The following is a 15,836-nucleotide window of genomic DNA, read 5'->3' as shown; positions in this document are numbered from 1 at the left end:
GACATGGCACAGCTCTTTATCAAGCGACCCGTTCTCGCATGGGTTTTCGCGCTCTTCATCATGATCGCCGGGATCATTACGATTCCCTCGCTGCCGGTCGCGCAATATCCCGCAGTCGCGCCTCCGCAGCTATCGATCTCCGCCTCCTATCCCGGCGCGTCTCCGCAGGAAATCTATCAGGGGGTTACCCGTCTCATCGAAGAGGAGCTCAACGGCGTCCATGGCATCGTCGACTTCGAATCGACCTCGGACAACTCCGGTTCGGTAAGCATCAACGCGACCTTTGCCTCGGGAACGGACATCGGCAAGGCGACGGTTGACGTTCAGAACGCCGTCCGCCGTGTCGAGGCACGGTTGCCGCAGACGGTCCGGACACGAGGCATTCAGGTCGAGGAGGCCAGCGCCGGCTTCCTGCTGATCGCAGCCCTGACCTCCGCCGACGGCAAGATGGACGAGATCGCACTCGGCGACTACATCAACCGCAATGTCCTCGGCGAACTCCGCCGCCTCCCGGGCGTCGGACGCGCGCAGGTCTTCGCTTCGCAAAGGGCGCTTCGCGTCTGGATCGACCCGGACAAGATGGTCGGCCTCCATCTGACGGCCGCCGACATCAGTGCGGCGATTGCTGCCCAGAATGCGCAAGTCGCCGCCGGCCAGATCGGGGCCACTCCGAACCCGGTCAGCCAGGATCTCACCGCGACCGTCATCGTCGAAGGGCAGCTCAACAGCGCGAAGCAGTTCGGCGACGTAATCCTTCGCGCCAATCCCGATGGCTCGACCGTGCGCCTGCGCGACATCGCGCGCATTGAGAACGGCGCGGAAAACTACTCCACAACGAGCCGGCTCAACGGCAATCCGAGCGCCGGCCTCGCAATCCAGCTTTCCTCGACCGGCAACGCCGTTGCGGTTTCGAAAGCCGTCAAGGCGAAGATGGACGAACTGTCGAAGTTCTTCCCGAAGGGCGTCGAATATTCGATACCCTACGACACCAGCCCCTTTGTCAATGCCTCGATCGAGAAGGTCGTGCACACGCTGGTCGAGGCGATCGCGCTCGTCTTCATCGTGATGTTCGTCTTCCTGCAGAACTTTCGCTACACGATCATCCCGACGCTTGTCGTCCCGGTCGCGCTGCTGGGGACTTGCGCCGTCATGTACGCGACGGGATTCTCCATCAACGTGCTGACCATGTTTGCCATGGTTCTGGCGATCGGCATCCTCGTCGACGACGCGATCGTCGTGGTCGAAAACGTCGAGCGCATCATGGCCGAGGAAGGCTTGCCGCCGAAGGCCGCGACGCAGAAGGCGATGAAGCAGATCACCGGCGCCATCCTCGGCATTACGCTGGTGCTCTCCTGCGTCTTCATTCCGATGGCATTCTTTCCGGGCGCTTCCGGGATCATCTACCGGCAGTTCTCGCTGACCATGGTCGTCTCGATCATGTTCTCGGCCTTCCTGGCGCTTTCACTGACACCGGCGCTCTGCGCCACGTTCCTGAAACCGATCAAGGCTGATCACCACGCGAAGAAGGGGCTCGGCGGCTGGTTCAATCGCAAGTTCGACGGGATGACTGCCGGCTACACGAAGACCGCCGCCGGCCTTGCACGCCGGTCGGGACGGATGATGGTCGTCTACCTCGCGCTTGTCGTCGGCCTTGGCTACATTTTCGTCAACTTGCCGGGCTCCTTCGTGCCGGAAGAGGATCAGGGCATCCTGATCGTCGACATTCAGGGACCACCGGAGGCAAGCGCCAATCGCACGATCGCGTCGCTGCAACAGATCGAGGCCATCTTCAGGGCCGAACCCGCGGTCGAGAACATCTTCGCCGTCCAGGGCTTCAGCTTCTCCGGAAACGGCCCGAATTCTGCCATCGCCTTCGTTACGCTCAAGGACTGGAGCGTGCGGCCGGCTGGCAGCTCGGTCCCTGAGATCGCCGAGCGCGTCAATGCCCAGCTCGCCGGATTGAAGGACGCCACCTCGTACGCGCTCTCGCCGCCGCCGATCGATGGCTTTGGCACGACGAGCGGCTTCTCCTTCAGGCTTCAGGACCGCGCCGGGCGCGGGCAGAAGGCTCTCAAGCAAGCCGCGGAGGAGTTGATGGCAAAGGCTGCCAAGAGCAGCGTGGTGACGAATGTCCGCGTCGAAGGCATGCAGGAGGCGGCGCAGATCACGCTTGCGATCGACCGCGAGAAGGCAAACACCTTCGGCGTCAGCTTCTCCGACATCAACGATGCGATCACCGCGAATCTCGGCTCCTCCTACATCAACGACTACCCGAATGCAGGCCGCATGCAGCAGGTCATCGTGCAGGCGGACGGCCGCAGCCGCATGCAGGTCGAAGATATGATGAAGCTGAACGTTCGCAACGCCAGCGGCGGGATGGTGCCGCTGGCATCGTTTACGACCGCCGACTGGCGCAAGGGCGATCCGCAGATCGTCGGCTACAACGGCTATCCGACCGTCCGCATCACCGGGCAGGCGGCCGAAGGCAAGTCTTCAGGCGCGGCGATCACCGAGATGGAACGCCTGGCATCCGAACTTCCCGATGGCTTCGGCTATGAGTGGTCCGGCCAGTCGCGTGAGGAAATTTCCTCCGGTAATCAGGCACCGATCCTCTTCGGCTTCAGCATTCTCTTCGTCTTCCTGCTATTGGCAGGTCTCTACGAAAGCTGGTCGATCCCTTTGTCGGTCATGCTTGTCGTGCCGCTCGGCATCATCGGATGCGTGCTGGCGGCGGTGCTGCGCGAGATGCCGAACGATCTTTATTTCAAGGTAGGCCTCATCGCGATCATCGGCCTGTCGGCGAAGAACGCCATCCTGATCGTCGAATTCGCCAAGGATTATTACGCCCAAGGCAAGCCCATGCTTGAATCGGCGGTGGAGGCGGCGCGTGTCCGCTTCCGCCCGATCGTGATGACGTCGCTTGCCTTTACGCTCGGCGTCGTGCCGCTGGCGATCGCCACCGGCCCAAGTGCGGCCAGCCAGAACGCGATCGGCACCGGCGTCCTCGGTGGCATGATCTCGGCCACGGTTCTCGCCGTCTTCTTCGTCCCGGTCTTCTTCGTCTTCGTACTGTCCCTATTGCGGACCAAGAGACCGGTTGATGACGATGCGCGCGCTGACGTCCCGCCCGCACCGGCCGCCCATCCCTGACCGGATGGGCGGCATGATCTTCATGCTGCGTAGGAGCTGACAAATGCACTCAGGTCGATGGCTCATCCTTGCCGCCGTAATGATGGCATTCACTCCCGTCGTCGTCGACACGACGATCCTTCACATCGCGATCCCTTCCCTTGCCGTTGCTTTGGGCGCCTCGGGAAATGAAGTGCTATGGATCATCGACGTCTATCCTCTGGTCATGGCAGGCCTGCTCGTCCCGATGGGGACGCTGGCCGACAGGATCGGCTACCGTCAGATGCTCCTGATCGGGCTCGGCATCTTTGGTGCTACCTCCGTCGCCGCCGCATTCTCGACCTCCGCCCTGATGCTGATTATGACACGTGCGATACTCGGGATCGGTTCGGCCATGATCATGCCCTGCGTCCTCGCCTTGATCCGGCAGGCGTTCGAGGATGACACCGAACGGGCAACGGCGCTCGGCATCTGGAGCGTGGTCGGCATGGCTGGCGCTGCCATTGGCCCCCTCATCGGCGGCGTACTGCTGGAGCATTTCTGGTGGGGTTCGGTCTTCCTCGTCAACGTGCCTGTCATGATGCTGGTTATCCCGGCCGTCTGGAAGCTCGTCCCCTCCCAGCCAGGCAACTCCGAAGCGACGTGGAAGCCTGGACAGGCCTTGCTCCTGGTCGCCGGCTTGATCCTTGCCGTCTACGGCATCAAGTCCGGCTTCGAGGCAGGGCTGGACCTTCAAAGTGTCGTCATTCTCATGATCGGCGTGGCATTGCTGATCTGGTTCTCCCGCATACAGATCTCGTCGGAAAACCCGATGCTTGAACTGTCCCTGCTGGCGAAGCCAGCGATCGGCACCGGCCTGATCATGGCCTTCGTTGCCAGCGGATCGCTTGCCGGGTTCGAGCTCGTGCTGGCACAGGAGCTCCAGTACGTCCTCGACAAGACACCGCTTGAAGCCGGCGTGTTCATGCTGCCCATCGTTGTCGCCGCGGCAATCGGTGGACCCGCGGGCGGCTGGCTCGCCAATCGATACGGTCTTCGCGCCGTCGCCTCGTTGTCGATGGCGATAGCGGCGCTTGCCCTGTTTGCGATCTCGCTGTCGGATCTGGCGAAGAATGCATATGCCATCGCCGTCCTCCTTGCGATCCTCGGCTTTGCGCTCGGCGTCGGGCTTCTCGCATCGTCCATCGCGATCATGGGAAGCGCTCCCGCGGAAAAAGCCGGGGCCGCAGGCGCGCTCGAAAGCTCCGGGTATGAGCTCGGCGGAGGCCTGGGCATCACGATCTTCGGCGTGCTGGTGAATTCGATCTACCGCTCGTCCTTCTCCAATCCCGCCGATGTCGATGGCGTGTCGAATTCCATCAGCGAGGCGATGACCGCGGCTCACGACGTCGGCGGCAGCGCGGGATTGGAAATTGCAGTCGCCGCCAAAGCAGCCTTCGGCGCTGCACACAGCTCGGTCTTGATGCTGGTGGCTGCGATGATCGCCGTGCTTTCCATTTTGATCTTCTGCGCGCTTCGAAACGCACCGATATCAAATACCGGCGCTCATTGATTTCTCTGGTGTGGAGATCTTGCTCGATATGAATAGCCATTGACTCTGGCAGCCAGAATGCTGCCGGGATTTTCGTCTCCGTTCAAATGCTCTTCGCGCTCTGACGGTAGATCCGAGATAAGCGGGGACGAATCCGGCAGTTCAGGCGTCCTTCCAGCGGGAAAACGTCGCCGCCTGCCCACGGTGGTTTCCATCGCGGTCGATGAGCTGCCAGACAATGCCGTCCTCGATCCAGAAACGCCGCCCGGATTTTGCGATCCTGAGCCCGCGATAATCGGAAATGAAGCCGTTGCTGGTCACGGCATCCAGCAATCGCTGACGCTCGGCGCGGTTGGGCAGCTCCGCCGAAAGTCGCGAGGGCAAGGTGACAAACTCGTCCCATGGATATTCGAAGCAATTCTGGCCGGCCTTGTTGGCATAGACGAAGCGCGGATCGGCGTCCGTGTTATGCGCCACGACCACGAAGGAAGCCTTGTGATAGAGCCAATCCGGCCCCTGCCCTTCGCTAACGAGCTGCGTTCCGACGATCCGGCGGAAACTGCCGGTTAGCAGCTCGAAGAACGTGGGATCGATCGACAGATCTGCGGCTTTGATTTCGGGGATTTCGGGTGCGCTGGTCATTCATTCCCTTCCCGGTGGGGACCGATAGATACGTTGTCTACTAACTGCGATCGAGATCGATGGCAGGTGAAATAGCATCGCAGATCCGAATGGCGAGCCTGCAACGAACGCCTTCCCCCGCTTGATATACGAAAAAGATTGCTGCGAGCGGCGGGGCGGAACGCTCATGTCATCCATTTGCGGTGTTCGGCAAAGCGCTCCACCAAGAGGTCGATGAACAGCCGCACCTTGGTCGGCAGATGGCTGCGGTTCGGATAGATCGCGCTGATCGTAAACTCCACCGCGCGATAATCGGGCATCATGCGCACAAACCGGCCGGCGGCAACATCTTCGAAGACGATGAAGCTCGGGGCGAGGAATATGCCCTGCCCGCTCGCCAAGAGAAACCGCAGGGTCTCGGCGCTGTTGGTAACGACATTGCCCGAAATCTTGACGCCCTGCTGATTGCCGGCGGCATCCTCGAAACGCCATTCGTCGCCATAGGGATAATAGGTATATTGCAGGCAATTGTGCTCCACGAGATCCGCCGGCACCTTCGGCATGGGATGCGTATCGCGATATTCGGGTGAGCAAACCAGCATGTGGCGCCAAGGGGTGAGCTTGCGTGCGACAAGTGTCGATTCCTGCGTGGGCAGAGTGCGGATCATCAGATCATAGCCCTCTTCGATCATGTCGATCGAACGCTCGCCGACGTTGAAATCCAGAGAGATCGCCGGGTACTGCGTCATGAATTCGTTGATGACGGGGAGCAGGAAGCGAACGATGGCACCGCTGGTGTAAATTTTCAGCGTGCCGCGCGGCATGGTGTTAAGCGCGCCTGCCGCCCGATCGATTTCCTCCAGATCCGCCAAAATCTGTGAGGAACGCTCGTAGTAATACTTCCCGGTTTCCGTCAGGCTGACCTTGCGCGTGGTGCGGTTCAAAAGCCGCACGCCGAGGCGATCTTCCAGCGATTGCACATGGTTGCCCACCATGGTGACGGACATGTTGAGCCGGCGGGCAGCGGCGGAGAAGCCGCCGCATTCCACCACCCGGCCAAAGACTGTGAGGCTGGTCAGTCGATCCATTTAATCCTCGGATTATCCACTCTGAATTGATGATCCTTCCAGATTCGAAGAGATTATCAGAAAGACCATTCGGACGCATCTTCGCACCATCAAAAGAGGCCCCTGCAAGCGGGCTGCGATATTGAAGGAGAAGGACAATGGTCGAACTACCCCGCAACGAGGTGTTCAAGAACGCAAGCCAGGCCGAGGTCGCGCCGGCGGGCGAGGTGACAAAGTCTCCCGGCGCCGAAGCTCCGCAGGCACCGGTTGCCGCGGCCCCCGCTTCCACCGTTGCAAAGGCTCCCGGGACAAGCCGCAAGCTCATCAAGCGTGGGGTGCTCGTCGCCGCCTTGCTGGCCGGGGCTGCCTTCGCCGCCGACTTCGGTTATCACTACTGGATGGTCGGCCGCTTCATCGAATCCACCGACGATGCATACGTCAAAGCCGATTACACCGCGATCGCCCCCAAGGTCGCCGGCTACATCAAGGAAGTGCTTGTCAACGACAATGACAGCGTCAAGGCCGGCCAGGTGCTGGCCCGCATCGACGACCGCGACTTCCAGGCTGCCCTTTCTCAGGCAAAGGCGGACCTGAAAGCTGCCGAGGCCGCGATTGCCAATATCGATGCGCAGATCGTGCTGCAGCAATCGCTGATCGGACAGGCCAAGGCCACCGAAGCCGCGTCGCAGGCCTCGCTCGATTTTGCGCAGTCCGATGCCGCCCGTTCGGCACGGCTGATCAGCAACGGCGCCGGCACGCAATCGCGCGCCGAACAGACGCAATCGGCTCGCGAACAGGCCGCCGCCGCCGTCGAGCGTGACCATGCTGCCCTGGTTGCCGCCCAGAACAAGGTGCCCGTGCTGCAGACGCAGCGCGATCAGGCCGCTGCCCAGCGCGATCGCGCTGAAGCAACCGTCCGGCAGGCGCAGCTCAATCTCTCCTATACCGATATCGTCGCCGCAGTCGACGGTACGGTCGGCGCTCGCTCGATCCGCGTCGGCCAGTACGTCACGTCGGGCACGCAGCTGATGGCGGTCGTGCCGCTGCATTCGGTCTATGTCGTCGCCAATTTCAAGGAGACACAGTTGACCTATGTACGCCCGGGCCAATCGGTCGACATCAAGGTCGACAGCTTTCCCGACGTTGCCATCAAGGGTCATGTCGACAGCCTCTCGCCGGCAAGCGGTCTGGAATTCTCGCTGTTGCCGCCGGACAATGCCACCGGCAACTTCACCAAGATCGTCCAGCGTATCCCGGTCAAGATCGTGATCGATGACGAGCGTCTGGCCGGGCTGTTGCGTTCCGGCATGTCGGTCGAGCCTGAAATCGACACCAAGGCTGCGCAGACCTCGACTGCCAAGGCCGAAGGATTATCCAGCCACGCTGGATGATCCTTCCCATTCTTCGTCGATTATCGCCCCAACACTGTCATGAGATTATTTCGGCATCAGCCGGAAGGAGCCGTATCATGGCCACTCTTCAGATCGCCGCCAACAACAATTCCGCCGGGCCTGCCTCTACCGCACCAGCCGCGGCCGCCAAGCCCGCCATGAGCCCGCTGCGCATGTGGATCGCCGTCATCGGCTCCACGCTCGGCGCCTTCATGGCCGTCCTGAACATCCAGATCGTCAATGCCTCGCTTGCCGACATCCAGGGCGCGATCGGCGCCGGAACGGATGACGGCGGCTGGATTTCGACCTCGTACCTGATCGCCGAGATCGTCGTCATCCCGCTCAGCGCCTGGCTTGCCCGTGTCTTTTCGGTCCGCATCTATCTGCTGACCAATGCCGTCCTCTTCCTGCTGTTTTCGGTCGGCTGCGCCTTTGCCGCAAACCTGCAGCAGATGATTGTGCTGCGCGCCATCCAAGGCTTTTCCGGCGGCGTGCTGATCCCGATGGCCTTCACCATCATCATCACGCTGCTGCCGAAGCCCAAGCAGCCGATGGGCCTTGCGCTCTTCGCCCTCTCTGCGACATTTGCGCCGGCCATCGGCCCGACCATTGGCGGCTACCTCACCGAAAGCTGGGGTTGGCAATATATTTTCTACGTCAATCTCGTACCCGGTATTCTGATGGTCGCCATGCTGTGGATGTCGCTCGACCGTGCGCCGATGAACCTTTCGCTGCTCGCAAAGGGCGATTGGCCTGGCATCATCACCATGGCAATCGGTCTCGCAGCGCTGCAGACTGTGCTTGAAGAAGGCAACAAGGACGACTGGTTCAGCTCTCCATTCATCGTCCGTCTGTCGATCATAGCAGCGGTTTCGCTGACGCTCTTCCTGATCATCGAACTCCGCGCCGCCCATCCGCTGCTCAATCTGCGCCTGCTGGTGCGCCGTAATTTCGGCTTCGGCATGCTCGCTAATTTCCTGCTCGGCATTGCGCTCTATGGTTCGGTCTTCATCCTGCCAATCTATCTCACGCGCATTCAGGGCTATAATTCCGAGCAGATCGGCCTGGTGCTCGCCTGGACCGGCATTCCGCAGCTGATCCTGATCCCGCTGGTGCCGCGGCTGATGAAGCGCTTCGATGCCCGGCTGCTGATCCTCGTCGGATTCGCCCTCTTTGCCGCCTCGAACTTCATGAATGTCTACATGACCGGCAACTATGCCAGCGATCAGCTCTTCTGGCCGAACATCGTGCGCGCCGTTGGCCAGGCATTGGCCTTCACCCCGCTCACCGCGATCGCCACCGCCGGCATCGAACAGGAAAACGCCGGCTCCGCCTCCGCGCTCTTCAACATGATGCGCAATCTCGGCGGTGCGGTCGGCATCGCGGCGCTGCAGACTTTTCTTACGAAGCGCGAGCAGTTCCATTCGAATATCCTGACGAATTCGGTCTCGATGTTCGAGGACGCAACCCGCGATCGTGTCGCGAGACTGACAAACTACTTCCTAAACCATGGGGTCAGCGACCAGGCGCTTGCCACGCACAAGGCAATCGTCGCCATCGCCGGCGGCCTGCGCAAGCAAGCCAACATCATGGCCTTCAGCGACACCTTCTACCTGCTCGGTGTTGCGCTCGTCGTCGCCCTGCTCGCCAGTCTGTTTCTCAAGAAAGCCGGTCATCTCTCCAGTGCCGGCGCGCACTAGGCGCCGCACCGCAACAGGAGGAAACAATCATGACCATGCTGCTGGACATATCTCAAACTGCGATGCCAAGCTCCAAGATCGCAGAGGCCGGCATCAGCACCGCGGCGACACTGAGCCTCATCGAATGGCTGACCGGAGACGAATGCCATGCTCTCGACGAGGCCGGCCTTATCTCCGGGCTGGGCCGCCGTTTACGCGCACTCGGCCTCCCCATTGACCGGCTGACGCTGCACCTGATGACGCTGCACCCGGAATTCATTGGCCGCACGTTCGCCTGGGCCCCAGGCGAACCGATCGAAATCCATGACCGTGAGCACGGCATGCGCCAGACGATTGCAAACACGCCTCTGCACAAGGCCTTGGAGACCCGCGAAACGCTGATTGTCGGTCCAGGCGGGAGCCCGCACGGCCGCTGGCAGCATATCGACATCTTTGCCGGTCGCGGGCTTGTGCAGCTGGTGATAGCGCCGCTCTGCAATGCCGACGGGCCGATTAGTTCCGCGGCCTTCGGTACGAAACGGCCGAGCGGCTTTACGCCAGCCGAACAGCAAGTGATCGCGCGCATCCTGCCGGCCATACGCAATGCCACCGAGCTGCGCGTGCTCAGGCAATGCGAGCTCACTCTGCTCGACACCTATATCGGCCCCATGACCGCAAGCCGGATCCTTGCCGGGCACATCCGCCGCGGCGAGATCGAATCCATGGAGACGGCGCTGCTGCTCTGCGACCTGCGCGGCTTCACCGAACTGTCCAACAGGTTGCCCGGCAACACCGTGCTCGGCCTCCTGAACGCCTATTTCGACAAAGTGGTGCCCGCGATTACACGGGAAGGTGGCGAGGTGCTGAAGTTCATGGGCGATGCCGTTCTCGCCTTCTTCCCCGGCATCGATCCGTCCGGCGCCTGTAACGCTGCGCTGACGGCCGCAACAGCGATCCTCGCCGACATGGATTGCTTCCAATATGACGGCATCAACGTCAAAGTCGGCATTGCGCTGCATTATGGCGAGGTCAGCTACGGCAATGTCGGCTCCGGTAGCCGGCTCGATTTCACGCTGATCGGCCCAGACGTCAATGTCGTCAGCCGCATACAGAGCATCTGCAGCGAAAGAGGCAAGGCGCTGTTGTTGTCCGAAACCTTCCGCGAAAAAGCCCTCATCACCGATGCGATCTCTATCGGGCCACATCGGTTAAAAGGCTTTGCCGATGCGATGGAGCTGTTTACGCTCGCTGATTGAGGGAGATGCCCGGCCGCGTGTCTACACGCCCGTTCCCGCGGGTTGCCGACAACGCGAGATGATGGCCGCCGTCATTGAGGAATGGTCTTTCACGAGGGAGCAGACCCGAAAACGAAAAAGCCTGCCGCGGGAGGAGGTGCGGCAGGCTTTTCGAAAACCGAACAGCGACTGGGAGGAGGAGTGTCGCTATTCCTACAGACGTCCCTGGGAGGAGGAGTGGGCCGTCTGAAATCCGAAGCGCTGCGGGAGGAGGTGCATTGCTTCGATGGTTTGGATCATACTTGAACTTCCGAGGATTCATAGAGTTTATGCTGCACTGCAGCTATGCACAAAATGCAAACCAGAAAGGCATCAAGTCAGCGCGAAAGACAAGCCGGCCTTCAGCATGGCAGGCTGGCGCAAAAACGCCCGCATTTTCAGCGGGCGTCCAGAGGCCTCTAAGGCCGAATCTCATTCGATTAGCGCGCGATTGCTGCGCGGGCAACGCTGCGGATATCAGCGCGATCGATACCGAGGTCCTGCAGTTCGCGGCTGGACATGCGGCCGAGTTCATTTACGGTCTGACGGAATTTGCGCCAGTTATTGAAAGAGCGTGCGACGTTCATGATAATCCCCTTTCCTAGGGCTTCCTGACGTCGGCAACCTCGCTTGGTTCCGGCGTCGTTTCGATGATTGGAATGTAGGATCTTCAATCGATTTAAACCAGCGACGATCCCACACTGCACCCATGCACGAAACGCATTTCTTAGGCATGACTTTTAAAGGATGAGCAATTTTTAGGCTGAAAAGAAGGTGTCGGGGATCGTTGAAGGATACCAACCCTGAAGCACCGATGTTTCCCGACGGGATAGCTTAACGCTCGCCTGCCGCGCCTGCTGGCATCGACGGGCTAGTGCTGCAGCGCATAACCGTTTGCGGTCACTTCTTTTATCCGCTCCGGCGATGATCTCCAGTCAGGAGGACGGCCGGCACCGAGATGGGCAAGGACGAGACTAGATCAAGCTAGCCCACCACATCAGGCGTTCCTGCGCTTGCCCTCCAGCAGATCAAGGATGGAGTTGGCGGCAGAGAGGACATTGGTTCCCGGGCCGAACACTGCGCTGACACCGTGTTCGAGCAGATAGTCGTAGTCCTGGCGCGGAATGACGCCGCCAACCACCACGATCACCTGATCCGCACCCTTCTCCTTCAACGCTTCGACGAGCTGAGGCGCCAGCGTCATGTGACCGGCGGCAAGCGAGGACATGCCGATCACCTGAACCTTTTCCTTGACGGCGAGATCCGCAGCCTCATCAGGCGTTTGGAAAAGCGGGCCGGCGACCACGTCGAAGCCGACATCTCCGAAGGCCGAGGCGATGACCTTGGCGCCGCGGTCATGACCATCCTGACCAAGCTTGGCGACCATAATCTTCGGCTTGCGCCCGAGTGATGCGGCAACATCGGAGAGACGGTTGCTGAGCGACACCAGCTCAGGATCGCCGGCATAGGCGTCACCATAGATATCGCTGACGACCTGGGGAGTGGCCGAGTGATCTCCGAAGACGGTGCGCATGGCGTCGGAAATCTCGCCGACTGTCGCGCGGGCGCGAGCCGCATCGACGGCGGCTTCAAGAAGATTGCCCTCGCCCGTCGCTGCGACTGTCTTCAGGCGTTCGAGAGCCTGCCCGACCTTCACGCCATCGCGGCGCCGGCGCGTCTCCTCGATGCGCTTGATCTGGGCGCTGCGGACGGCGGCATTGTCGATCGCCAGGATCTCGATCTCCTCCTCCGTCTCCAGCCGATACTTGTTGACGCCGACAATGACCTCATCGCCCCGGTCGACAGCCGCCTGGCGGCGCGTCGCTGCCTCCTCGATCAGTCGCTTCGGCAGACCCTCGTTGACGGCCTTGGTCATACCGCCCAGGGCTTCCACTTCTTCGATCAGCGCCCAGGCCTTGTCGGCAAGTTCCTTGGTGAGGCTTTCGACATAGTAGGAGCCGGCAAGCGGATCCACGACATTCGTCACGCCGGTCTCGTGCTGCAGGATCAGCTGCGTGTTGCGGGCGATGCGCGCCGAAAATTCCGTCGGCAGGGCGATCGCCTCGTCGAAGGAGTTGGTGTGAAGGGATTGCGTGCCTCCAAGCACCGCGGACATGGCTTCGAAGGCGGTACGGATGATGTTGTTGTATGGGTCCTGTTCCTGCAACGAGACGCCTGATGTCTGGCAGTGAGTGCGCAGCATTAGCGACGATGGCTTGGCCGGCTTGAATTCCTCCATGATGCGTGTCCAAAGCAGACGCGCAGCCCGCAGCTTCGCCGCCTCCATGAAGAAATTCATGCCGATGGCGAAGAAGAAGGAAAGGCGGCCGGCGAAATCGTCGACATTCAGCCCCTTGGCCAGCGCCGCCCGCACATATTCTCGCCCGTCGGCGAGCGTGAAGGCGAGCTCCTGCACCAGCGTCGCACCGGCCTCCTGCATATGATAGCCGGAGATGGAGATGGAGTTGAACTTCGGCATCTCCTTGGCCGTATATTCGATAATGTCGGCAACGATCCGCATCGAGGGCTCGGGCGGATAGATGTAGGTATTGCGGACCATGAACTCCTTCAGAATATCGTTCTGAATCGTGCCCGAAAGTGCGGCACGCGGCACGCCCTGCTCCTCGCCGGCAACAATGAAATTTGCCAGGATCGGGATGACAGCTCCGTTCATGGTCATCGAGACGGAGACTTTTTCCAGCGGAATGCCGTCGAAGAGGATCTTCATGTCTTCGACGGAATCGATCGCGACGCCCGCTTTGCCGACGTCCCCGACCACCCGCGGATGATCGCTGTCATAGCCGCGATGGGTGGCGAGATCGAAGGCGACGGAGACGCCCTGCTGACCGGCGGCGAGCGCCTTGCGATAGAAGGCGTTGGAGGCCTCGGCGGTGGAAAAGCCCGCATATTGGCGGATCGTCCAGGGACGGCCGGCATACATGGTGGCGCGCGGACCGCGGGTGAAGGGTGCGAAGCCTGGCAGCGAGGAAAGATGCGGCAGGCCTGCCGTATCCGCCTCGGTGTAGAGCGGCTTGACCGCTATTCCCTCAGGCGTTTCCCAGGTGAGCGTCTCAGGCGATGCCTTGAGCTCTTTTTCGGCCAGATCAGCCCATTCCTCTAGGGATCGTTCAACCATCATTCGAACTCCAGAATTAGCTCGTCGACCGCAAGGCTATGCCCTATTTTCGCTTCGATACGTTTAACGACACCCTTACGCTCGGCCTTCAAGGCATTTTCCATCTTCATGGCCTCGACCACGGCCAAGGTTTGGCCCGCTTCGACGACACTGCCTATCTCGACAGTGAGAGACGTCAGCACTCCTGGCATTGGGCATAGCAGAAGCTTGGACGTGTCCGCCGCAACCTTCACAGGCATCAGACAGGCAAGCTCCGCAATCCGTGGCGAACGGACCCGAGCAACGATCTCCGTTCCCCGCCAGCGCAGGCGGATCGCCGACCCCACCAGATCGACTTTGACACCCAGTATATCGGAGCCGACCGAAAAAGCGCAGTGCGTTTTGCCGGGCAGCCAGTCGCTCTTCACACGCAGCATGTCACCGTCGGCAAACGATACGTTAAGATCACCGTCCATCGATTCCACGGAAGTCTCGAAGTGCCATTGGCCGAAGGCAACGACCCAATCCCGGCCGATCCTGCGGCGGTGATTGCCGATCGTGCCGGAAATATCCGCAGCGCGCTTTTGAACGACCTGATTGATCGCGACTGCGATCGCTGCGAGCTTTCGGGCCGACGCCTGGTCCGGTTCAACGCCATGGAAGCCATCGGGAAATTCCTCGGCGATATAACCGGTCGTCAGCTGACCGGAACGGAAGCGCTCCTGGTTCATGACGGCGGACAGGAAGGGCAGGTTGTGTCCGATCCCTTCGACCTCGAAGTCGTCGAGCGCATCGCTCATCGCGGCGATCGCAGCGTCGCGGCTCGGCGCCCAGGCGCAGAGCTTGGCGACCATCGGATCATAGTACATCGAGATTTCGCCGCCTTCATAGACGCCGGTGTCGTTACGCAGAATGGCACCACTGCCCGTTGGCCCTTCGGCCGGCGGACGATATCGCGTCAACCGGCCGATCGACGGCAGGAAGTTGCGGTAGGGATCTTCGGCATAGAGGCGGCTTTCGATCGCCCAGCCATTGAGTTTTACGTCGTTTTGCCCGAAGGACAGAGGTTCGCCGGCCGCGACCTTGATCATTTCCTCCACCAGATCGAGCCCGGTCACGAGTTCGGTCACCGGGTGCTCCACCTGCAGACGGGTGTTCATCTCAAGGAAATAGAACTTGTTCTGCTTGCCGTCGACGATGAACTCCACCGTTCCCGCGGAATTGTAGCCGACGGCCTTGGCGAGCGCGACAGCCTGCTCGCCCATGGCTTTGCGGGTCGCTTCATCAAGGAAGGGTGACGGAGCCTCCTCGATGACCTTTTGATTGCGCCGCTGGATGGAGCATTCCCTCTCGCCGAGATAGAGGACGGCGCCATGCTTGTCGCCGAGCACTTGGATCTCGATATGGCGCGGCTCGGTGATGAACTTCTCGATGAAGATGCGGTCGTCACCGAAGGAGTTTTTTGCCTCGTTGCGCGATGCCTGAAAGCCTTCGCGCGCCTCTTCGGCATTGCGCGCGATGCGCATGCCTTTGCCGCCGCCGCCCGCCGATGCCTTGATCATCACCGGATAGCCGATCTCATTCGCGATCAGCACTGCTTCGTCGGCATTTTCGATCAGCCCCATATGTCCAGGCACCGTCGAGACGCCGGCGCGAGCCGCCAGCTGCTTGGAGGTGATCTTATCCCCCATGGCCTCGATCGCGCCGACGGGAGGGCCGATGAACGTCACGCCTTCACGCTCAAGCGCGGCCGCAAAATGCGCGTTCTCCGAGAGGAAGCCATAGCCCGGATGCACGGCGTCGGCACCGGTCTTGCGCACGGCATCGATGATCCGGTCGATGACGATATAGGACTGGCTCGATGGCGACGGGCCGATATGCACCGCCTCGTCTGCCATCGACACATGCAGAGCGTTGCGGTCGGCATCGGAATAGACGGCGACTGTCGAGATGCCGAGACGCTTGGCGGTTTTGATGACGCGGCAGGCGATTTCGCCGCGATTGGCGATCAGGATTTTCTTGATCATGG

Annotated in this window: 10 protein-coding genes; 5 read left to right on the top strand and 5 right to left on the bottom strand. The window is 60.9% G+C overall.

Going from position 1 to position 15,836, the window contains the following annotated elements; all coding sequences use genetic code 11:
* Positions 1-3 precede the first annotated feature (3 nt).
* Positions 4-3,150, top strand: coding sequence for an efflux RND transporter permease subunit (locus tag RHSP_RS01105; protein WP_004107643.1), 3,147 nt, complete (start codon positions 4-6; stop codon positions 3,148-3,150).
* A gap of 43 nt (positions 3,151-3,193) precedes the next feature.
* A complete protein-coding gene (locus RHSP_RS01100) occupies positions 3,194-4,681 on the top strand; it encodes an MFS transporter (protein WP_004107642.1) in 1,488 nt (495 codons plus the stop codon).
* A 141-nt stretch (positions 4,682-4,822) separates the two neighbouring features.
* Here the strand turns inward: RHSP_RS01100 and RHSP_RS01095 are convergent, their stop codons facing one another.
* Positions 4,823-5,302 (bottom strand): MEKHLA domain-containing protein, encoded by a 480-nt coding sequence (locus RHSP_RS01095; protein WP_004107641.1) that lies wholly within the window; start codon positions 5,300-5,302, stop codon positions 4,823-4,825.
* Between the two features lie 164 nt (positions 5,303-5,466).
* On the bottom strand, positions 5,467-6,369 hold the full coding sequence (locus RHSP_RS01090) for a LysR family transcriptional regulator (RefSeq protein WP_004107640.1): 903 nt from the start codon (positions 6,367-6,369) through the stop codon (positions 5,467-5,469).
* A 137-nt stretch (positions 6,370-6,506) separates the two neighbouring features.
* On the opposite strand from RHSP_RS01090, the gene RHSP_RS01085 reads away from it, so the two are divergent.
* The 3 genes from RHSP_RS01085 to RHSP_RS01075 all read left to right on the top strand — a co-directional run bounded on the left by RHSP_RS01085 (position 6,507) and on the right by RHSP_RS01075 (position 10,674).
* Positions 6,507-7,739 carry an HlyD family secretion protein gene (locus RHSP_RS01085; protein WP_004107639.1) on the top strand — a complete coding sequence of 411 codons (1,233 nt, stop codon included), beginning with the start codon at positions 6,507-6,509 and terminating at the stop codon, positions 7,737-7,739.
* 77 nt (positions 7,740-7,816) lie between these two features.
* The gene (locus RHSP_RS01080) at positions 7,817-9,439 is read left to right on the top strand and encodes an MDR family MFS transporter (protein ID WP_037148810.1); all 1,623 of its coding nucleotides are present in this window, start codon (positions 7,817-7,819) and stop codon (positions 9,437-9,439) included.
* Positions 9,440-9,501: 62 nt separating this feature from the next.
* On the top strand, positions 9,502-10,674 hold the full coding sequence (locus RHSP_RS01075) for an adenylate/guanylate cyclase domain-containing protein (protein ID WP_037148844.1): 1,173 nt from the start codon (positions 9,502-9,504) through the stop codon (positions 10,672-10,674).
* Between the two features lie 458 nt (positions 10,675-11,132).
* Here the strand turns inward: RHSP_RS01075 and RHSP_RS33295 are convergent, their stop codons facing one another.
* From RHSP_RS33295 to RHSP_RS01065, 3 genes are all read right to left on the bottom strand, one after another.
* The gene (locus RHSP_RS33295) at positions 11,133-11,279 is read right to left on the bottom strand and encodes a DUF1127 domain-containing protein (protein ID WP_081615274.1); all 147 of its coding nucleotides are present in this window, start codon (positions 11,277-11,279) and stop codon (positions 11,133-11,135) included.
* Between the two features lie 410 nt (positions 11,280-11,689).
* Positions 11,690-13,828: a methylmalonyl-CoA mutase gene (scpA, locus tag RHSP_RS01070; RefSeq protein ID WP_004107634.1), complete on the bottom strand. Its 2,139-nt coding sequence runs from the start codon at positions 13,826-13,828 to the stop codon at positions 11,690-11,692.
* Positions 13,828-15,834 (bottom strand): acetyl-CoA carboxylase biotin carboxylase subunit, encoded by a 2,007-nt coding sequence (locus RHSP_RS01065; RefSeq protein ID WP_004107626.1) that lies wholly within the window; start codon positions 15,832-15,834, stop codon positions 13,828-13,830. Before RHSP_RS01065 ends, scpA begins: the two co-directional genes overlap by 1 nt.
* Between the last annotated feature and the right edge of the window lie 2 nt (positions 15,835-15,836).

Source organism: Rhizobium freirei PRF 81 (assembly GCF_000359745.1).
In the GTDB taxonomy this organism is placed as follows: Bacteria; Pseudomonadota; Alphaproteobacteria; order Rhizobiales; family Rhizobiaceae; genus Rhizobium; species Rhizobium freirei.
Note: the sequence above shows the minus strand (reverse complement) of the source record. Positions and strands in the feature narration are given on the sequence as shown.

Bases quoted from the DNA above. Each gene is read 5' to 3' on its own strand.
- scpA (WP_004107634.1), bottom strand. From the start codon at position 13,828: ATGGTTGAACGATCCCTAGAGGAATGGGCTGATCTGGCCGAAAAAGAG.
- RHSP_RS01095 (WP_004107641.1), bottom strand. From the start codon at position 5,302: ATGACCAGCGCACCCGAAATCCCCGAAATCAAAGCCGCAGATCTGTCG.
- RHSP_RS01090 (WP_004107640.1), bottom strand. From the start codon at position 6,369: ATGGATCGACTGACCAGCCTCACAGTCTTTGGCCGGGTGGTGGAATGC.
- RHSP_RS01075 (WP_037148844.1), top strand. From the start codon at position 9,502: ATGCCAAGCTCCAAGATCGCAGAGGCCGGCATCAGCACCGCGGCGACA.
- RHSP_RS33295 (WP_081615274.1), bottom strand. From the start codon at position 11,279: ATGAACGTCGCACGCTCTTTCAATAACTGGCGCAAATTCCGTCAGACC.
- RHSP_RS01065 (WP_004107626.1), bottom strand. From the start codon at position 15,834: ATGATCAAGAAAATCCTGATCGCCAATCGCGGCGAAATCGCCTGCCGC.
- RHSP_RS01085 (WP_004107639.1), top strand. From the start codon at position 6,507: ATGGTCGAACTACCCCGCAACGAGGTGTTCAAGAACGCAAGCCAGGCC.
- RHSP_RS01080 (WP_037148810.1), top strand. From the start codon at position 7,817: ATGGCCACTCTTCAGATCGCCGCCAACAACAATTCCGCCGGGCCTGCC.
- RHSP_RS01105 (WP_004107643.1), top strand. From the start codon at position 4: ATGGCACAGCTCTTTATCAAGCGACCCGTTCTCGCATGGGTTTTCGCG.
- RHSP_RS01100 (WP_004107642.1), top strand. From the start codon at position 3,194: ATGCACTCAGGTCGATGGCTCATCCTTGCCGCCGTAATGATGGCATTC.